The organism is Amycolatopsis sp. cmx-11-51 (genome assembly GCF_047608665.1).
Taxonomy (GTDB): domain Bacteria; phylum Actinomycetota; class Actinomycetes; order Mycobacteriales; family Pseudonocardiaceae; genus Amycolatopsis.
On the sequence record NZ_JADNQO010000016.1, the window covers coordinates 21,092 to 39,852 of the forward strand.

General features: G+C 68.2%; 20 protein-coding genes. 15 read left to right on the plus strand and 5 right to left on the minus strand.

The features are described 5' to 3' along the window. Nucleotides 1–430: 430 nt before the first annotated feature. Nucleotides 431–712 (minus strand): metal-sensitive transcriptional regulator, encoded by a 282-nt coding sequence (locus ACM6LU_RS33365; RefSeq protein ID WP_414941807.1) that lies wholly within the window; start codon nucleotides 710–712, stop codon nucleotides 431–433. A 165-nt stretch (nucleotides 713–877) separates the two neighbouring features. Between ACM6LU_RS33365 and ACM6LU_RS33370 the strand changes: the two genes are divergently transcribed. From ACM6LU_RS33370 to ACM6LU_RS33390, 5 genes are all read left to right on the plus strand, one after another. Further along, complete coding sequence (locus ACM6LU_RS33370; protein WP_414941808.1) at nucleotides 878–1,159, plus strand: metal-sensitive transcriptional regulator; 282 nt, start codon at nucleotides 878–880, stop codon at nucleotides 1,157–1,159. A gap of 31 nt (nucleotides 1,160–1,190) precedes the next feature. Continuing rightward, nucleotides 1,191–1,397 (plus strand): heavy-metal-associated domain-containing protein, encoded by a 207-nt coding sequence (locus ACM6LU_RS33375; protein WP_414941809.1) that lies wholly within the window; start codon nucleotides 1,191–1,193, stop codon nucleotides 1,395–1,397. A gap of 51 nt (nucleotides 1,398–1,448) precedes the next feature. Further along, entirely contained in the window at nucleotides 1,449–2,423 is a 975-nt protein-coding gene (locus ACM6LU_RS33380; protein WP_414941810.1) for a hypothetical protein, read from the plus strand. A gap of 28 nt (nucleotides 2,424–2,451) precedes the next feature. Continuing rightward, nucleotides 2,452–4,707, plus strand: a complete 2,256-nt coding sequence (locus ACM6LU_RS33385) for a heavy metal translocating P-type ATPase (RefSeq protein ID WP_414941811.1) — start codon at nucleotides 2,452–2,454, stop codon at nucleotides 4,705–4,707. 328 nt (nucleotides 4,708–5,035) lie between these two features. Beyond that, entirely contained in the window at nucleotides 5,036–6,484 is a 1,449-nt protein-coding gene (locus tag ACM6LU_RS33390) for an MFS transporter (protein ID WP_414941812.1), read from the plus strand. 213 nt (nucleotides 6,485–6,697) lie between these two features. On the opposite strand, the gene ACM6LU_RS33395 is transcribed toward ACM6LU_RS33390, so the two are convergent. Continuing rightward, the gene (locus ACM6LU_RS33395) at nucleotides 6,698–7,108 is read right to left on the minus strand and encodes an ArsR/SmtB family transcription factor (protein ID WP_414941813.1); all 411 of its coding nucleotides are present in this window, start codon (nucleotides 7,106–7,108) and stop codon (nucleotides 6,698–6,700) included. A gap of 207 nt (nucleotides 7,109–7,315) precedes the next feature. On the opposite strand from ACM6LU_RS33395, the gene ACM6LU_RS33400 reads away from it, so the two are divergent. From ACM6LU_RS33400 to ACM6LU_RS33410, 3 genes are all read left to right on the plus strand, one after another. Then, the gene (locus ACM6LU_RS33400; RefSeq protein WP_414941814.1) at nucleotides 7,316–7,720 is read left to right on the plus strand and encodes an arsenate reductase ArsC; all 405 of its coding nucleotides are present in this window, start codon (nucleotides 7,316–7,318) and stop codon (nucleotides 7,718–7,720) included. A gap of 41 nt (nucleotides 7,721–7,761) precedes the next feature. After that, nucleotides 7,762–8,853: an ACR3 family arsenite efflux transporter gene (gene arsB / locus ACM6LU_RS33405; protein WP_414941815.1), complete on the plus strand. Its 1,092-nt coding sequence runs from the start codon at nucleotides 7,762–7,764 to the stop codon at nucleotides 8,851–8,853. Between the two features lie 417 nt (nucleotides 8,854–9,270). Beyond that, a complete protein-coding gene (locus ACM6LU_RS33410) occupies nucleotides 9,271–9,555 on the plus strand; it encodes a CDGSH iron-sulfur domain-containing protein (protein WP_414941816.1) in 285 nt (94 codons plus the stop codon). A gap of 50 nt (nucleotides 9,556–9,605) precedes the next feature. On the opposite strand, the gene ACM6LU_RS33415 is transcribed toward ACM6LU_RS33410, so the two are convergent. Then, nucleotides 9,606–10,643, minus strand: coding sequence for an iron-containing redox enzyme family protein (locus ACM6LU_RS33415; protein ID WP_414941817.1), 1,038 nt, complete (start codon nucleotides 10,641–10,643; stop codon nucleotides 9,606–9,608). Between the two features lie 238 nt (nucleotides 10,644–10,881). Between ACM6LU_RS33415 and ACM6LU_RS33420 the strand changes: the two genes are divergently transcribed. After that, on the plus strand, nucleotides 10,882–11,739 hold the full coding sequence (locus ACM6LU_RS33420) for an alpha/beta fold hydrolase (RefSeq protein ID WP_414941818.1): 858 nt from the start codon (nucleotides 10,882–10,884) through the stop codon (nucleotides 11,737–11,739). An 84-nt stretch (nucleotides 11,740–11,823) separates the two neighbouring features. Beyond that, the gene (locus tag ACM6LU_RS33425; protein ID WP_414941819.1) at nucleotides 11,824–12,342 is read left to right on the plus strand and encodes an NUDIX hydrolase; all 519 of its coding nucleotides are present in this window, start codon (nucleotides 11,824–11,826) and stop codon (nucleotides 12,340–12,342) included. A 171-nt stretch (nucleotides 12,343–12,513) separates the two neighbouring features. On the opposite strand, the gene ACM6LU_RS33430 is transcribed toward ACM6LU_RS33425, so the two are convergent. Beyond that, nucleotides 12,514–13,737 carry a multidrug effflux MFS transporter gene (locus tag ACM6LU_RS33430; RefSeq protein ID WP_414941820.1) on the minus strand — a complete coding sequence of 408 codons (1,224 nt, stop codon included), beginning with the start codon at nucleotides 13,735–13,737 and terminating at the stop codon, nucleotides 12,514–12,516. 54 nt (nucleotides 13,738–13,791) lie between these two features. Here ACM6LU_RS33430 and ACM6LU_RS33435 point away from each other — a divergent pair, with 54 nt between their 5' ends. The 5 genes from ACM6LU_RS33435 to ACM6LU_RS33455 all read left to right on the plus strand — a co-directional run bounded on the left by ACM6LU_RS33435 (nucleotide 13,792) and on the right by ACM6LU_RS33455 (nucleotide 17,636). Further along, a complete protein-coding gene (locus ACM6LU_RS33435) occupies nucleotides 13,792–14,268 on the plus strand; it encodes a MarR family winged helix-turn-helix transcriptional regulator (RefSeq protein ID WP_414941821.1) in 477 nt (158 codons plus the stop codon). 109 nt (nucleotides 14,269–14,377) lie between these two features. Then, on the plus strand, nucleotides 14,378–15,214 hold the full coding sequence (locus ACM6LU_RS33440; RefSeq protein WP_414941823.1) for an endonuclease/exonuclease/phosphatase family protein: 837 nt from the start codon (nucleotides 14,378–14,380) through the stop codon (nucleotides 15,212–15,214). After that, nucleotides 15,211–16,365, plus strand: coding sequence for a family 43 glycosylhydrolase (locus ACM6LU_RS33445; RefSeq protein WP_414941824.1), 1,155 nt, complete (start codon nucleotides 15,211–15,213; stop codon nucleotides 16,363–16,365). Before ACM6LU_RS33440 ends, ACM6LU_RS33445 begins: the two co-directional genes overlap by 4 nt. Before the next feature lie 231 nt (nucleotides 16,366–16,596). Beyond that, nucleotides 16,597–17,448 (plus strand): hypothetical protein, encoded by an 852-nt coding sequence (locus ACM6LU_RS33450; RefSeq protein WP_414941825.1) that lies wholly within the window; start codon nucleotides 16,597–16,599, stop codon nucleotides 17,446–17,448. 47 nt (nucleotides 17,449–17,495) lie between these two features. Then, entirely contained in the window at nucleotides 17,496–17,636 is a 141-nt protein-coding gene (locus tag ACM6LU_RS33455) for a hypothetical protein (protein WP_414941826.1), read from the plus strand. Between the two features lie 383 nt (nucleotides 17,637–18,019). On the opposite strand, the gene ACM6LU_RS33460 is transcribed toward ACM6LU_RS33455, so the two are convergent. Next, nucleotides 18,020–18,760, minus strand: a complete 741-nt coding sequence (locus tag ACM6LU_RS33460; protein WP_414941827.1) for a hypothetical protein — start codon at nucleotides 18,758–18,760, stop codon at nucleotides 18,020–18,022. Nucleotide 18,761: the final 1 nt, after the last annotated feature.

Genomic DNA, 18,761 nt, shown 5'->3' on the forward strand with positions numbered 1-18,761 from the left:
TGACCGTAGCCGATGGGTTTCGAGGGCGATCGGATCGCGGGCGGGATTCGCTCGCCGAGTGGCGCATGTAACGGATGCGGGGGCCCTGTGCGCCCCGTGCGGAACTTTCCTGTCGAAGGTGCAGGTGTGCGACTCGTGGGCGGCCGGCCCCGGACTACGTATCAACTGTCACTTTGCGGGGTGATGGGCCGCCCGGCGAACGATGTGAGAGAGACGACCTTGGTATCAACGACTTGGTCCTCGTCGATCTCTTGGCAGGATGAAGTTTCCTCTCATTTCTGTTCCAGCTGCCGGACTGCCTGATCGAGGATTCGAGCTCGTTCCTTGTTGTCTCGCACGCTCCACGCTGTGGTCTCCTCGCCGACTCGCTTTCCTTCCTGGAACCCGCGCTCGTGCTGACGAAGTCCCCGTCGCCGGACCTGCGCGACCGTTAGGAGCGCACCAGTCGCGCGATCGCTTCGGAGGCTTCTCGGATCTTCCTGTCCGCCTCGGGGCCGCCTTTCGCGGCTGCGTCGATCACGCAGCTCGCCAGGTGCTGTTCGAGGAGTTCGAGGGAGAACGACTGCAGGGCCCGGGTCGCCGCGGAGACCTGAGTGAGGACGTCGATGCAGTACTGGTCCTCTTCGAGCATTTTCTGCAGTCCGCGGACCTGTCCTTCGACGCGTCGTAGACGCTTGAGCTGACTTTGCCTGCCGGCGCTGTGCTCAACCACGCTCACTCCTCGAGTCCCGATTCCGCGTACGCCTCGATCATGCCCGCTGGGAGGCGGTGCGTCGAAGGTGGCGGTCGGGGAAGCCGAGCGTGGCATACGTCACCGGGGTACGCGGGTTGCCCTACCCCCCTAGGGTATGTAACGTCAGGGTCAGGAGGACAGAGGATGTACGGATACACGCGAGGCAGAGACGAATACCTGACCCGGCTGCGGCGGGTCGAAGGACAGCTTCGGGGCCTGCAGCGGATGGTCGAAGAGGACAAGTACTGCATCGACATCCTGACGCAGGTTTCGGCGGCCACGAAGGCGCTGCAGTCGGTGTCGCTGGGGTTGATGGACGAACATCTCGGGCACTGCGTGTCCGACGCCATCGCCAAGGGTGGCGACGGGGCCGACGAGAAGATCCAGGAGGCGAGCGACGTCATCGCCCGCCTTGTCCGTTCTTGAAGCAGTGCAACGAAATCGGAGGAGAACCACGATGCGCGAGACCACCTACACCGTCACCGGCATGACCTGCGGCCACTGCGTCAGCTCGGTCACCGAAGAGGTCGGCAAGGTCGAGGGTGTCACCACCGTCCGGGTGGATCTGCCCACCGGTGCGGTGACCGTGACCAGCTCTCAGGAACCCGAGGTCGCGGATGTGCGTGCGGCCGTCGAAGAAGCCGGATACGAGCTGACCGCCTGATTCACGGTTCGCTCCCGAACGCGGGGACCACCCTGCACTAAGGACTTCACGATGAACACAGCAGCGAAGCTCTCCGCCTACGGTGTGGCGCTTGCCCTGGTCGCCGGTGGCGCCTGGGCCGCAGGCACCGCTGTCGGTCCTTTCGCCGGCGCTGCCGGCCTGCCCGGTGGCGAGGACGCCGGGCACGGGGACGCTCACAGCGGCACCGTCGCGGAGGCGGCGCAGAGCGACGAGCCCGGCGGGCTCGCGTCGTCCAGGGGCGGCTACACCCTCACGCCCACCATCACGACGCTCACGCCGGGGACCGATCAACCCTTCTCCTTCAAGGTCCTCGGACCCGACGGCATGCCGATCACCGGCTACGACGTCGAACACGAGAAGCGGATGCACCTCATCGTCGTCCGCCGCGACACGGCCGGTTTCCAGCACGTGCATCCCGAACTCGCGTCCGACGGCGTGTGGAGTGTTCCGCTGGCACTGCCTCAGGCAGGCAGCTACCGGGTCTTCGCCGATTTCAAGCCGACGGGCGGCTCAGCCACGACGCTGGGTGTGGACGTGGCCGTGGCAGGGGAGTTCAAGCCCGTCGAGTATCAGCCGTCGCGCGTCGCGGACGTCGATGGCTACCAGATCCACCTGGACGGTGAACTGACCCCGGGCAAGTCGTCGAAGGTGACCTTGACGGTGACCAAGGACGGCCGCGACGTGACCGATCTCCAGCCGTATCTGGGCGCCTACGGACACTTGGTGGCGCTGCGCGGTGGCGACCTCGCCTACCTGCACGTCCACCCGGACGGTGAGCCCGGTGACGGCCGCACCGCACCCGGTCCCACGGTGACCTTCTTCGCCGAAGTCCCCTCAGCAGGGACGTATCGCCTGTTCCTGGACTTCCGGCACCGGGGGAAGGTCCGCACCGCGGAGTTCACCGTCGCCACCACGGGCACGCCCGTTGCGACCCCGGCTCCCTCGGCGACCCCGAACCAAGCCCCACCCCCGGCGGCCGATGACGGTCACGGCGGACACGGCTGACCGCGGAAGTTCGAAGGGAGTGAGCACGATGACAGCCGACGTGGACCAGACCCGGACAACCGAACTCGAACTCGCGATCACTGGGATGACCTGCGCGTCCTGTGCCATGCGCATCGAGAAGAAGCTGAACAAACTCGACGGCGTCACCGCGACCGTCAACTACGCCACCGAAAAGGCCAAGATCACCTACCCGGTCGACGTCGAGCCGCAGCGGTTGATCGAGCAGGTGGAGGCGGCAGGCTACTCGGCCGCCGTGCCAGCCCCGGCGAAGACGACCGGCCCGGACGACTCTCGTGAAGAGGCCGATCCGATCGCGCCGTTGCGGCGGCGGCTGATCGGTTCGACGGTGCTGTCGGTGCCGGTGATCCTGCTGGCGATGGTACCCGCGCTCCAGTTCACCTACTGGCAGTGGATCTCCTTGACGTTGGCCGCGCCGGTGCTGGTGTGGGCGGCGTGGCCGTTCCACAAGGCGGCGTTGGCGAATCTGCGCCACGGTGCGGCCACAATGGACACGCTGATCTCGATGGGCACACTGGCGGCGTTCCTGTGGTCGTTGTACGCCTTGCTGTTCGGCGGTGCGGGAACGCCGGGGATGACGCACGCCTTCGAGTTGACTGTGCGGCGGATGGCCGGTGACGGCAACATCTACCTCGAGGTCGCCGCCGGAGTCACGACCTTCATCCTCGCCGGGCGGTACTTCGAGGCGCGGTCCAAGCGCCGGGCCGGTGCCGCGCTGCGCGCGTTGCTGGAGTTGGGCGCGAAGGACGTCGCGGTCCTCCGGAACGGCAAGGAAGAACGTATCCCCGTCGACCAGCTGGTCGTGGGTGACCGGTTCGTGGCCCGGCCAGGGGAGAAGATCGCGACCGACGGCGTCATCGCCGAAGGCGGTTCCGCCGTCGACGCGAGCATGCTGACCGGCGAGAGCGTCCCGGTCGAGGTCGGACCCGGTGACGCCGTGGTCGGTGCGACGGTCAACGCGGGCGGACGGCTCGTCGTCCGTGCGACGCGGGTCGGCGCGGATACGCAGCTGGCGCGGATGGCGCAGCTGGTGGAGGACGCGCAGACCGGAAAGGCTCAGGTCCAGCGGCTTGCCGACCGGGTCTCGGGCGTCTTCGTGCCGATCGTGATCGCGCTCGCCGTCGGCACCCTGGCGTTTTGGCTGGGTGCGGGTGGCACGGCGTCGGCCGCGTTCACCGCGGCGGTGGCCGTGCTGATCATCGCCTGCCCGTGCGCGTTGGGTCTGGCGACTCCGACCGCGTTGCTCGTGGGCACCGGGCGGGGCGCGCAGCTCGGGATCCTGATCAAGGGACCGGAAGTGCTGGAGTCCACCCGGTCGGTCGACACGGTCGTCCTCGACAAGACCGGCACGGTGACCACGGGGCAGATGTCGCTGGTGGCGGTCCATGTCGCCGAAGGCGCCGACGAGGAGACGACACTGCGACTGGCCGGCGCGCTGGAGAACGCTTCCGAACACCCGATCGCACAGGCTGTCGCCAGGGCGGCACGTGAGCGGGTGGGCGAGCTGCCCGCTGTCGAGGAGTTCGCCAATGTCGAAGGCCTTGGTGTGCAAGGGATCGTCGATGGCAAGGCGGTGCTGGCCGGGCGCAGTGCGCTGCTGGAAGAGTGGGCGCACCACCTGCCGCAAGACCTCGCCGAGGCGAAGGCCGCCGAGGAGAAGGACGGTCGTACCGCGATCGTCGTCGGCTGGGACGGGAAGGCCCGTGCTGTTCTCGTCGTCGCCGACACGGTCAAGCCGACTTCCGCCGAGGCCATCACGCAGCTGCGGGCGCTCGGCCTGACCCCGGTCCTGCTCACCGGGGACAACGAGGCCGTGGCCCGCGCGGTGGCGGCGGAGGTGGGGATCACCGAAATGATCGCGGAGGTCTTGCCCAAGGACAAGGTCGACGTGGTCAAGCGGCTGCAGGCCGAGGGCAAGGTGGTCGCGATGGTCGGCGACGGCGTCAACGACGCGGCCGCGCTGGCACAGGCCGACCTCGGCCTGGCGATGGGCACCGGCACCGACGTCGCCATCGAGGCGTCGGATCTCACCCTCGTCCGCGGCGATCTGCGGGCCGCGGTGGACGCGATCCGGCTTTCCCGGCGGACCCTGCGCACCATCAAGGGCAATCTTTTCTGGGCCTTCGCCTACAACGTCGCGGCGCTGCCACTGGCGGCGGCTGGGCTGCTCAACCCGATGATCGCCGGCGCCGCGATGGCCTTCAGCTCGGTCTTCGTGGTCACGAACAGCCTGCGGCTCAAAGGATTCCGCAGCACCGCGAGCTGATCGTTTCCCCAGGCGCTCGCGCGGCACCACTCGGTGCCGCGCGGGCGCCTCATCGCTGTGCCCAGAACGCCGCCCGAATCGACTGTCCTCAGTGGGTTGATTCGGCAAGCCTGTTCGCGGCGTCGGATCCACCCGTGGCCGTGCCGATGTCCGCGTGCTCGAGGTACGTGAGGACTCTTTGCCGTGCAACGGGTTTGCGAGAAAACGCCGCCTGTGACGGTCACGACGTTGATACCCCCACAGGGTACTTGTGCGGCGATGCGAACCGGTCTACCTTCAACTCCGAAATACCCCCTAGGGGTAATGGAATCCTGAAAGGACACCTGTCATGGCGGAGACAATCCCGGACCCACGACGGTGGTGGGCGCTGGGACTCATCGCGTTGGCCCAGTTCATGGTCATCATGGACACCTCGATCATCGGCGTCGCACTGCCCGCGATGCGGCAGGACCTCGGGTTCTCACCTGGCGACCTGTCGTGGGTGTTCAACGCCTATGTCATCGCGCTCGCCGGGCTGCTGCTGCTCGGCGGGCGCCTCTCGGACCTGTTCGGCGCGCGGAAGACGTTCACCGCCGGATGGGTCGTCACCCTCGGCGGTTCCGTGGTCGCCGCGGTGGCGGGCACCGCGTGGGTCGAACTGCTCGGCCGAGTCCTGCAGGGGGCGGGAGCGGCCCTGATCGCGCCGTCCGCACTGACCCTGCTGATGATGCTGTTCGGCGCGCGTCCGCGTGAGCTGACCAAGGCACTCGCGCTCTATGGCGCGGCCGCTCCCGCCGGTGGTACCGCCGGGGTGTTCCTCGGCGGCGTGATCACCGAATGGCTGTCCTGGCCGTGGATCTTCTGGCTCTACGTCCCGATTTCGCTGGTCGCGGTGCTGGCCACCGGGAAGCTGATGCCTTCCGCGCCCGCCCGGCGTGGTTCGGTCGACCTCGCCGGCGCCGTCGCGGCGACTGCGGGCCTCGGCCTGACCGTGTTCGGCGTCGTCCGCGCGCCGGAAGCGGGCTGGGGCTCGGCGGGTACCTGGGGCGCGTTGACGGGAGGCATCGCCCTGCTCGCGGTGTTCGTGGCGATCCAGCGCGGGCGTGAGGTCCCGTTGGTACGGCTGGGCATTTTCCGGACGCCGAACCTCGGCGGCGCGAACCTCGCCCAGTTCCTGCTCGGCGCGGCGTGGATCCCGATGTGGTACTTCCTCAACCTGTACCTGCAGCAGGTCCTGGGATACGGGGCCTTCGCCAGTGGCGCCGCGTTGCTGCCGATGACCGTGTTGATCGTCGTGCTGATGGTCGCCGTCGCGCCCCGGCTCATCGGCCGGTTCGGGCCGAAGAAGATGATCATCGGTGGTCTGTGGGCGCTCGCCGCGGGGCTGGGGTGGCTGTCGTTCGTCAGTCCGACAGGCAACTTCGTCGTCGACGTCCTGCCTGCCTCACTGATCGCGGCACTCGGTCAGGCGCTCGCGTTCATCCCGTCGCTCGGCACCGCCATTTCCAGCGCGAAACCGGAGGAAGGCGGACTCGCGTCAGGAATCGTGAACACCTCGTACCAGATCGGATCGGCACTCGGTCTCGCCGCGATGACCGCGGTCGGTGTGTCGTTCGGCGCTGGACAGGCCGGTGACCCGGTCGCGCTGGCCGGCGGGTACTCGGCCGCGTTCCTCGGCGCGGCGGGGATCGCGATCGCCGGTGGCCTCCTGACCATGGCCACCCTGCGCACTCCCCAAGGCGGGCAGGCGAAGGAACTGAGCGACGTCACCGGAGGTGGCCGGGCGGTGCCGCGATGACCGGCGTGGCGGCCCCTGAGGCTGTGCGATCATGCGGGACCGGTCATCGCCACCGAACCAACGTTCTAGGCGACATCTCATCGGTGATGACCGTTGATCGGCGGGAAGATGCTTCGGTGCCCGGAGAAGTCACTGCCGAGATCCGGGCAGGGTGAACTGCCCGAAGTGGAAGTCGAAGTGTTGTGCGCCGGACGGTATCCGCTGTTCTGGATGTCAGCACCGTGAGGGGCGGATATTTTCCGTGAGCCGGGCGGGCCGGTCGGCCAGCGGTCCACCGGAGCGCAGCAGGCTCTCCAGTGTTTCCAGCGGTGAGGCGACGATCCTGTACCAGCTCCACGTCCCGCGCCGTTCCCGTTCGAGGATACCCGCGGTGACGAGGACGCGCAGGTGATGGCTCAACGATGGCTGTGGCATGTCGAACTCTTCGGCGAGGTCGCAGAAGCAGGCCTCGCCGCCAGGGGAGTAGCGCACCATCGAGAGCAAACGAATCCGTACGGGGTCCGACAGGGCTTTGAACAGCTTCGCGGCTGCCTGGGCGTCGGCCGGGTCGACGACCGCGGCGGGTTCGGCCATGAGCAGCGTGACGGCGACCGGTTTCCGGGTGCGACTCTTCTCGCTCGCCACGTGCACTCCTTCGCGCCAGGTGCTGTCGGAGTCCATCGTACCGGCTGAATTGACAAAGCTCGATGCACGCTCTTCAATTGCATTGATAGAAGTCGATCCAGCGGCTCGTGAGGAGCTGTCCGCGGGACTTGGGACGACATCGGCCGCCACGTCCGGCACCTGCTCGACGAACTCGCCGACTGACCCCTCCAGAGAAAGGAACCGGGCATGACCCGCACGCCTGAAGTGCTGTTCGTCTGCGTCCACAACGCGGGCCGGTCGCAGATGGCCGCCGCGCTGGTGCAGCACTACTCGCTCGGCCGCATCACCGTCCGGTCCGCGGGCTCGGAGCCCGCCGAGAAGGTGAACCCAGCCGCCGCCGCGGCGCTCGCGGAATGGGGACTGGACATCACGGCCGAGGTGCCCAGCAAGCTGTCCACCGAGGACGTCGAAGCCTCGGACGTGGTGATCACCATGGGCTGTGGTGACACCTGCCCGGTGTTCCCCGGCAAGCGCTACCTCGACTGGCCCCTGGAAGACCCGGCCGGACAAGGCGTGGACGCCGTCCGGCCGATCCGCGACGAGATCGACCGCCGCGTCCGCGGCCTGGTCGCCGAAATCCTCGACGCCTAACCCCTCGACTTCCCTTCGCGAGACTCAGGAGAACCAGCACCGTGACTCACACCGCCGACAAGGCCGGTGGCCCGGCCGACGCCGACGTCCTGCACAAACTGTCCTTTCTGGACCGCTTCCTTCCCGTCTGGATCATCGTCGCGATGGGGGCCGGGCTTCTGCTGGGCAGCGTGATTCCCGGTCTGCAGGGTGTGCTGGACGCGGTGAAGATCGGGCAGGTGTCCCTGCCGATCGCGCTCGGGCTGTTGCTGATGATGTATCCGGTGCTGGCGAAGGTCCGCTACGACAAGCTCGACACGGTGACCAAGGACAAGCGCACGATGGTGCTTTCCTTGGTGCTCAACTGGATTCTCGGCCCGGCCTTGATGTTCGCATTGGCGTGGCTGATGCTGCCGGACCTGCCGGAGTACCGGACCGGGCTGATCATCGTCGGTCTCGCGCGCTGTATCGCGATGGTGATCATCTGGAACGACCTGGCCTGCGGTGACCGTGAGGCTGCGGCGGTGCTGGTCGCGCTGAACTCGGTCTTCCAGGTGATCATGTTCGGCGTGCTCGGCTGGTTCTACCTCGACCTGCTGCCCGGTTGGCTGGGGCTGGACGCGACGACGCTGGACTTCTCGCCGTGGGAGATCGCGCTCAGCGTGATCATCTTCCTCGGTATCCCGCTCGCCGCCGGTTATCTCTCGCGCCGCATCGGCGAGCGCAGCAAGGGCCGCGACTGGTACGAGGGGCAGTTCCTGCCGAAGATCGGCCCGATCGCCCTCTACGGTCTGCTGTTCACCATCGTGATCCTCTTCGCCCTGCAAGGCGACAACATCACCTCCCGCCCGCTCGACGTCGCCCGGATCGCACTGCCACTGCTGGTCTACTTCGCGATCATGTGGATCGGTGGCTATGCGCTGGGCAAAGCTTCCGGTCTGTCGTACGAGCGCACCACGACGCTGGCGTTCACCGCCGCGGGCAACAACTTCGAACTCGCGATCGCCGTCGCCATCGGCGTCTTCGGCGTCACCTCGGGGCAAGCCCTCGCCGGGGTCGTCGGGCCCCTGATCGAAGTGCCCGTGCTGGTCGCCCTGGTCTACGTCAGCCTGTGGCTGCGCAAACGCTGGACCGCCAAGGTTCCCGCCGAATAAGCGATTCCGCGCAGGTAGTGGTCATCGACGGCGGCAGCGGGCTACCACCTGCGACGCGCCGGTGGTCGGCGGTCGCCCGGTATGTGATGCGCTGCCCGCAGCGAACAGTGCTGACCAGTCTGAACTCGGCAAGGCGCAGTGACGTCGTCGTCGATCGACCACGTACCGCCGGGGGTATCGACGCCCAGGCGCTACGGAATCTGCTCGGTCCGGCACTACGGATGGCCGGGGCGGTGCCGGTGGACCTGTCGGCGGTGACGTATCCCTCAGGCCCCGGCCGTCGGATCCTGAGGGATCGTACTAAGCCGGGTGGGCCGGAGCCGGCGCGGCAGACGGGTGCTGAGGCCGTACGGTTGCTCACCGAGCAGGAGGACCCGGCAGGGTGTGGGTCTACCCCCGCGGGGGTAGACATTGGTCATGGATTCTCACGAGGAGCAGCGGCAGCGCGATGACGAGCCGGGCGGGTGGGACGGTGACATGGTGACGATCACTCCGTGTGTGAACGGCCCATTGCTGGTGCGCGGAACGGTCGCGTTGCGCACCCAGGCCGGGGAAGTGATCGAAGCGGGCCGGGACACCATCGCGTTGTGCCGGTGCGGCCGCTCGGCGATCAAGCCTTTCTGCGACGGCACCCACAAGGTCGCGAAGTTCCAGGCCGCCAGCGGCCCCACCCGCGACCCGCTGCGCCCCGACGCCGGCTGATCCGTACGGCGTCGTCACGAACATCCGGCGGCGCGGCGCGGGTGCGGGGGTCAGGCGGCGTCGGACGGCGCCCAGGCCTGCGTGCGCAAGGAGCTGTGCCCGGCTTGCCAGCTGGTGAGCACATGCTCGGCCATGGCGTTGTCCACGGCCAGCGCGCACGCGGCGCCGAAGAGGAGGTCGCCGGTGGTGGAGGGGTAGTCGGCCGCGTAGCCGCCACACAGATCGTGGGCTGCGATCTGTTCGTGCACCGCGTCGGCCTCGACGTGCTCGTCGTAGAACAACGTGGTCGCGGCGTCGTAGCCCAAACGGCGCAGGCCGTTGCCGTAGCGGCGGTTCGGCAACGACGAGGTCATCTCGAACACCGCCAGATGACCCAGCAGCGCCGGTGTCCAGCGGCGGTGCAGGCCGAACAGCGACATCGTGTTGCTCACGGCCAGTGTCACCCCGGGCACCTGGTCGAGAAACGCGCCGTAGGTGTCGTCGAGCCCGAGGTCGCGCATCATCGAACCGAACAACTGGGAATGCATTCGCTCGAACCGGCCGCCGCCATACTCGTCGGCCTGGATCTCCACCAGCGCCGCTTTCGCCCGCCCGCCGACGCGCGGGATCGCCCAGCTATGCGGATCGGCCTCCTTGAGGTGGTAGATCGAGCGATGCGCGACGAACTCGCCGAACTGCTCGGCCGTGGCCTCACGCTGCAGATACGTCGCCAGCGGCGGGCCGTTGTCGGCGTCGATGAGAGCGGTGAGCGCCGCCGGGACCGCCTCGGGCGCGACCCGTTCCCGAGGCGCGTCCGCCGTGACGTGCTCCAACGCCGCCAGCAACCGGCGCTCGAGGACACGGCGCAGCGCCAGTAGCGAGGGTTCGGTTTCCCACGCGTGGTCGACGTCGTCGAAACCGCGATAGCTCAGCTCGTAGCAGACCCACAGACTCAGCTGCAGATCTTCCTCACCCAGAGCCGCCCCCGCGTCCCCAGTACGCGATTGCCGCGCGGCGTGTTCCACGGCGGGTGGCAACGCGTGTGGCGGGCGGGTGAGATGGGCCAGCAGGGTGGTGCTGACCGGACCACGAGGGCGGGGTGTCCGCATGGCGTCAGGTCCTTTCTCGACTGTTCCGACTGCCTGGTGATACCCCGGTAACCGATCTTCCACGCGCGTTGTAGCTGCGAGTCACACGTGGGGGCGACCACTCCGAGTCGAAGGCCCACTCGCCACGGAAGAACTTCCGCGACCTGAACGAGGTTCTTCCGCACTCGGACTGCGCGGCGGGGACTTCCCGTTGCAGACTTGCCGGAGCTGACAGCGCTAGCGAATGGGACAAAGAGCGATGTTCGAAGGGTTCGAGCTCGAAAACGTCGATGTCGGCGACGTGACCCTCAGGGTCCGCCACGGCGGGTCAGGGCCGCCTCTCGTTCTCCTGCACGGTCACCCCCGCACCCACACCACCTGGTACGACGTCGCTCCCCGGCTCGCGGACGTCTTCACCGTCGTCTGCCCGGATCTCCCCGGCTACGGCCAGTCCTCGAAACCCGAGACCACCGAAGACCACTCCGCCCACTCCAAACGCGCGATGGCCCGGCACATCGTCGCGCTCATGCGGCACCTCGGCCACGAACGGTTCGCCGTCGCAGGCCACGACCGGGGCAGCTCGGTCGCCTACCGGCTCGCCCTGGACCATGCCGAGGCCGTCACGAAACTCGCAGTTCTCGACGGCCTCCCCATCGGCGAGCACCTTTCCCGCGCCGATGCGGCCTTCGCTCAGGCCTGGTGGCATTGGTTCTTCTTCGGCCAGCTCGCGAAACCCGCTGAGCGGGTGATCAACGCGGATCCGGACGCCTGGTACGGCGGCGATCCCGAAGCGATGGGTGCCGAGAACCACGCCGACTTCCTGCGCGCGATCCACGATCCCGAGACCGTCCACGCGATGCTCGAGGACTACCGCGCGGGCCTCGGTCCTGACCGCGACGCCGATGACGCAGACAAAGCGGCCGGGAACAAGATCACCTGCCCCGTCCTCGTGCTGTGGTCCAGCCGCGACGACCTCGAAGACCTCTACGGTAGTCCGGTCACCGTCTGGCAGGAGTGGGCCGGGGACGTCCGCGGGCATGCCGTCGATTCCGGCCACCACATGGCCGAGGACAACCCCGCCGACCTCGCCGCAGCGCTCCGCGCATTCTTCGGATGAGCAGCGTTCGGGCGAGCCGACAGCGGCCCGTTGGGAAGTCGCCGCGCACGATCTACGGCGGTCGCGAGAGCGTTGGATGGGGGGATGACCACGCTTCCGATTCGTGATCGTGCCGGCAATGTCTTGCTCGGCGTTCGTTTCCTCGGGGAAGAGGCGTTGGCGGTCTCTGCCGAGCGGGCGGTCATGCCCGCGTCGCTGGTCGTTGTCGTTCACGCGGGCTCTGTCCTGACGATGTTCGACAGCCGGCGCAGGCAGTGGGAACTGCCGGGCGGCATGCGAGAGCCCGGAGAGGCCCCGCGTCAAGCCGCTGTGCGGGAACTACGCGAGGAGACAGGCATCGACGGGGTCGACTTGACCTTCGTAGCGGTTGCCGAGTTCGCTCTCGTGGAGCCGGCGCGTCGGGAACTGCTGGCCGTCTACCGGGGTGAGCTCCAGGTGGTGCCTCGGCTCGTTGTGAACGACGAGGCACTGGGCTTCCGGTGGTGGCGGCCAGCGGAACCGGTGAGCGAAGAGATGAGTCCGCTGGACGCGGAAATCGCCAGGCGCGTGTTTCTTCGCGACCAAGACGGTGAGGGTGGCCCGTTCGTTCAGGAGACCGAGTAGCGGTGGCTGTGCTCGAGCGGATTTCGGCGATGCTGATCTGAACGATCCGGTCGGCGCCCAGGTCCCGCGGCCGTTCCTGGTGGTCGCCGAGATCTTTGAAGGCGAGGCTCTCGTCGCGAGCGTAGGCGGAAGGGGTGGCGAGGGCGCCTGTCAGTGTCGTTGTCGTTCTCGTCATCCTTGTGTCGCGTTCAGTTCGGCTCGACCGGCGAATTCCTCTTCGCGGGCAGGCGAGGGGCAGGGAAAGACCAGGCAGGAGACCGCCGCGATGGCGGCGAGTACGGCGATGGTGACCGCCATCGCGGTATGTCCGTCGCCCATGCCGACGAGCGGTGAGACGACGGCCGCGAGTCCGAACTGCGCCGCGCCCAGTACGGCCGATCCGGTTCCCGCTGCTCCGGGCACCGCGTCCAGGGCGATCGCGGTGGCGGGTCCGAGGATGAATCCCAACGACGAGACCGCGAAGAAGATCGGTACAGGCAGCCAAGCGACGCTGATCGGCAGCAGTGACATGACGAGCAACACGGCCGAAGCACCGGCGAGCCAGCTGACGCCGACGGTGAGGACGCGGCGCGGTTCGGTGCGCCGCAGTGACCGCGCCGCCGCCGCGCTGCTCAGCACCAGGCCGAGTGCGTTGAGTGCGAACATCAGCCCGTAGCCGACGGCGCTCATGCCGATGACCGTCTGATACAGGAAAGGTGACGCCGAGATGTAGGCCATCAGCACGGCGAAGGAAAAGACGAGCGTGACCGTGGCGGACAGGTACGCACGACTACGCAGTGCTCGGAGCCCGCCACTATCAGAGCGCCCTCTTCTTTCCTTCGGAAGGCTCTCTCGCACCATCACCGCGGACCCGGCGAGCATCGCGACGGCCAGCCCCGCCAGGACACCGAGGATTCCGCGCCAGTGGATCGCTTCGATCAGCAGGCTGCCCAGCAGCGGCGCGACCACCGGCGCCACCCCGCCGACGATCATCATCAGGCTGAACGCGCGGGCGGCGGCGCGGCCGGTGGCCAGGTCGGCGATGACCGCGCGGCCGATGACCATACCCGCCGCGGCGCTCAGTCCCTGCAGGAGTCGCGCCGCCAGCAGAACGGCGATCGTGGGTGCGATCACCGCGAGGACGCTCGCGACGACGAACACCGCCGAGCCGACGAGTAGCGGTCCTCGCCTGCCCCAGCGGTCGGATACGGGGCCGAAGATCAGTTGCCCCGCCGCGAGTCCGAGCAGGAACGTCGTGAGGGTCAGTTGGATCGCCGTGTCGCTGGTCCCCAGGTCCACGGCCATCCGCGGGAACGCCGACAGGTAGAGGTCGATGCCGAACGGGGCGACGCTGGCCAGCAGGGCGAGCACGAGGAGCAAGGGGACCGGGATGGTGTCGCGGGACGAAGCGTCCACCAGTTCTCCTATCAGATGATAGCTATCAACTGACAGGAAATGTACCATTGCCTGGTGGACGAGGAGCAAACGTCGCGGCTGTTCGAACTCGCCGACCTGATCCTGGCGGTGGGCCGTCAGATCCACGCGTCCAAGGAGTTCGCGAACAGGGAGTTCGCTTCCGAGTCGTGGACGCCGCTGGAGAGCGCCGTGATGCGGTTCATCGACCGGAACCCTGGCACGTCGGCGCGCGCCGCGGCGGAGGCCACCCAGCTGATCTCCAGCAACTTCAGCAGGGCGGTGCGAGGACTGGAGAAGAAGGGTCTCGTGCACCGCGAAACCGATCAGGACGACGCCCGGCGAATCCGTCTCTACCCCACCGCCCGCGCCCACGAGAACCTGCGGCAGCTCCGCGAGATCTGGAGCGGGCTGCTCGACGGGATCGTGTCCGATCCGGACGAAGTCGACGCCGTCACCTCGGTTCTCCGGCGGGTCGAAATCCAGCTCACCGCGAAAGCCGCCGCCACGGACATCCCCGGGAAATCCGGATAGCCACGGCCGCCGCGAATCTTTCCGGAAAATGACGGGATCGCGAAGAGCGTTGCCCTCGCGGATCGCCGGTGTTCCGATTCCCTCCGACATCGACAGCTGGAGGGAACCCATGGAAATCGGTAAGCCGTCGGCACGTTCGAAGCCGCGACGCAAGGTCTTCGCCTTGGCGCTTTTCGCGCCTCTCGTAGCTCTCGTCGCGGTGCCCGGCGCGGCGGCCGCCGAGACGGCGGTCGACCGTACGATCAAGGTCGTCACGTACAACGCGGGAGACGCGAGTGGTCTCAAGGCCGACCTCGTCCGTCTCATCGAGACCGAACGCCCCGCCGTCCTCGGCCTGCAGGAGGTCGCCGACCGCGAGGACGTGGTGAAGGAGGCGGCGGCCGCGACAGGGTATGTCGCCATTTACGAGGCCGACCGCCGAGCGGTCAAGCACAACGCCATCCTCGTGCGCGGAAACCTGACCATCGCCGGCCATGGCGCGCGCGAGATCTCGCCCGCGTCCAAAGTGGACCCCGCCACACCTGGTACCGGGCCCGCGGAGCCCGGTGACTGTGGCTGCTGGGTACCGCCGAAGTACGTCAACTGGGTACGGGTCGGAGGAGCGGGCTTCGAGTGGGTCGTCGGCGTCGTGCACCTCACCCCGTCCGCGCAGCGGTTCGACCTCAACCGCGAACTGCACAACCGGCAGGTCCGCGAAAGCGCGGACTGGTTCTCCTCTCGCGCGGCCGAGCCGGTGCTCATGGGTGACTTCAACGCCGAACCGCGCTCGGATCTGATGGCGGGGCTGCGGCGCGTGGCCGAACCCTCCAGCGCTCCGAGCCATGACACCAAGTCCATCGATCACGTGTGGGCGAAGAAGGACTCGACCGGATCCGAGACCGATGCCCTCCCCGGCTACGGAAGCGATCACCGCCCTGTCCGTGTCCGTGTGACGGTGACCCGATGAGGCGCGCCCTGTTCACCGTCGCGGTCGTCGCGGCCCTGCTGGCGGCCGTACCGAGCGCGACGGCGGCCCCGGCCGAAGCCGGGCCGCGCGACGAGTCACTGGACTTCCGATTCCCGGCGGCGGATCTGATGCGAGTGCCGGAGACGAACACCTACCTGGCGATCGGTGCGAGCATCCCCGGCGTCAAGCTGCCCTACGCGATGGTCGAGTTCGGCAAGGGGGCCTTCCAGCGCCGCGGTGCGATCGACGGCGACGCGTGGGACGGTGTCACGTTCCCCGCCGGTTACTGGGCAAGGCCGGACTCTCCACTGTGGACACCGGCGATGCTCGCGCGTCAGGAGGACGGCAGGGTCGTCTACTACGTGTTCTACAGCGCGGCACTACCCGGCCCCGAGCCCGCCGGCCAGGCGAAGCACTGCATCGGCTACGCGACGTCGTTACGCGCCACGGGCGAGTTCCTCGCCAATGCCGATCCGCTGTTCTGCCCGGAGCGCGGGTGGGCGATCGACGCCGACGTGAGCAGGGGACAGGGTGAGGTCTGGCTGACCCTGCGCAACGGGGCGTGGACGCGGGACCGGGTCACCGCCCTGGGTGCCGCCAAACTGGACTTCGACCGCTCCCGCCACGTGCGGCGGTTGTCGGAAGCCGATGCGAAGAAGCTCCTCGACAACGCGAATCTCGAGTGGACGTGGCACAACAGCCCGCCGGACGACGTCCTCACGATCGAGAATCCCAACGCCGTCCGCATCGACGGGGAGTGGTACCTCTTCTATTCGGGGAACAACTGGTACGCGAACCGCTACGCCACCGGCGTCGCCTACTGCGGTACGGCGTTGACCGACAACCGGTGCACGCCGATGTCCGAGCAGCGCGCGTACTTCTCCTACGAGCCCGACCCGGACGGCGAACCGCGGTTCCGGCCGGGCCTGCCGGACAAGTACCACAAGAAGAACCTGCCGGGTAACAAGCGAGGGCCCGGCGCGTTCAACGCGTTCCAGGCGCCGGACGGCTCTTGGTGGGCCGCATGGAACTACATCACCGACGCGAGTCCGCTCCCGGGGGAAGACCCGTCTCCGGAACGACGGAGCAGAATCGCGCGGCTGACCAAAACCGGCGGTGGGGCCACCGCCGAGTTCACCGTGACCTGGTGACCGGAGACCTCGGCCGCCTGCTCGCGCGGAGCAGGCGGCCGAGGTCCTCTCCACCTGACGCCGAGGAGACCGTCGCGGCACCGTGAATCAGGCGATCCGGTAACTCGATGTCGTCGTCCGGGTGCGGCGCGTCCGGCCCAGTCCACTTTGGACGAGGGCGACCGGCGCCCGCGCGGTCCGTGCGCCCCTCTGCCGGTCTGTGTGCCGGGGTGTGGCTGACAGACTGCGGGGGTGATCGTCGGATATGTGCTCGCGTTGCTGGCGGCGTTGGCCTCGGGTAGTGGCTCGGTGCTGGAGTCGGTCGGTGTCCGCCGCGCCGGCGCCTTTGGTGGTAGTGCGCTGGACCTGGTGCGCCTGCGACGGCAGTGGATCTACTTCCTGGGTATCGGCGTCGACCTGGTCGGGTTCGCCTGTGCGGCGGCGGCGTTGCATCGGCTGCCGCTGTTCCTCGTGCAGTCGGTGCTGGCGTTCAGTATCGGGGTGACGGCCGCCATTTCGGCGTTCATGGGCACCCGGTTGGCGGCGGGGGGCTGGGTGGCGCTCGGTGTCGGGGCGGTGGGCCTGGTGCTGCTGGGAATGTCGGCGCAGCCGGGTCCGGCGAAGGTGCTGCCGGCGGCGTGGCGGTGGGTGCTGCCCGCGATGGCGCTGGTCGTGGGGGCGATCGCTTGGTATGTCCGGCGGTTCGACCGTCCGTGGACCGCGCAGGTGCTGGGTTTCGCGACGGGTGTCGGCTTCAGCGTGGTCGGTGTGTCGGCGCGCACTTTCGCGGCTCCGTCGTCGGGCTGGGCGGTGCTGGTGGAACCGGCCGTGTGGGGGATGGTCCTCAACGGCCTCGCGGCGGCGGTGGCGTTCGCACTGGCGCTGCAGAAGGGTGGTGCGACGGCGGTCAACGCGATCATGTTCACCACGAACACGGCGTTGTCCTCGGTCATCGGCCTGGTCTTCCTCGACGACCGTATCCGTGACGGCTTCGCCGCCTTCACGGTCGCGGGACTGATCCTGGCCATGTCGGGCGCGATCGTCACCGCCCATTACGCCACCCACGCCAAGGAACCCTTCCGCGCGGCCCCAAAGGGTGCGTGAGCGACGTCATAAGCCGGAAACCGACCTTCCGGTTGGTAAGGTTTTACGTGACCAACTCGCGTGAGCGCATCCTCGACAGCGCGGTGCGGCTCCTACGGTCCGGCAGCACGCTGTCGCTCGAATCGGTGGCCGTCGAGGCGGGCCTGATGCACCATCACCGCACCAAACAGGCGCTCCGCTCGAGGTGAGGGGAGTCCGTGAAACGGGAGTTGGCGGTCGCGGCCTTCCCCGTGTCACCGCGGATCACCTCGGCGGGTGGAGGCCGCGTTCTTCACCGGAGAATTGTTTCCCGCGACGCCGGCTCCAGCTGCACGCGGAAAGGAGCGAGGTGGCGGCGACCGCCCCGCCCACCATGAGAACCGGAATCGGGTTGCGTCAGGGAGCCGGCGGTGCGGAGAGTTGCTCGATGGTTCGATCCGCCCTGCCCCCCCACGGGCACGATCTCGGCCCGCTTCGCAACCCTGCTCGGACAAACCGCTGACCGAGGTCGCCGCGGTGAGACAGAGCCGGTGTGCCGGCAGGGCGAGCCCCGACGGCACACCGGCGACCGCGTGGATCGCGCCGCGACCGGTTACGGAATGACGCGGTTGCGCAGATTGTTCGGGTACGGCCCTTCGCCGTGAATGTTCAGCTCGTTGCCCACCTCGAAACTGTAGAACGGGTGCGAGTTGAAGTAGCTGTCCAGATTGGTTCCGCCGAAGCAGATCAGATCCGCGCCACCGCCCGAATTGGGGCCGTTGCACAGGCTCAGCGTCGGATACCGGAACGAGTCCAGCGGCCGGAAACCGGCGCCGCCGGGGCCGGGTACGGGCAGGTGCCCGATCAGTCCGCCGGGGTCGCCCGGCCAGTTCGACTCGACGGGCTGCCGCCGACCGTCGGCGAACAGCACACCCTGGACGTTCCGTCCGGGCGGCTCGGTCTCCAGCACGGTGCCCGCGACGAGGGCGCCGAGGCTGAACCCGACGATGTACACCTTGGTGTCGAGGTCACAGCCGTAGGTGACGTAGAGGTTGTAAAGAGCGGTCCTGAGGTTGGCGACGCCCGCGTCGACGTCGGCGTACAGGTTGATGTCCCCGGCGCCGTTCGGGTACGGGATGCGCACCGGGTTGGCGCCACCCGGCGCGAGCGCCGGGTCCAGCAGTTTCTGGGCGCCGCCGTCCTGGTATCCGGGCACGACGAACATGACCGGCCCGCACGCGCCGTCCGGCTTTGCGGCGGCCGCCTGCGCCGCCCCCGAACCGGCGACCGCGCTTGCCAGGGTGATGACGGACAGGACGGCGGTCGCGAGCAAACGCGCTCCGACTCTTCTCATC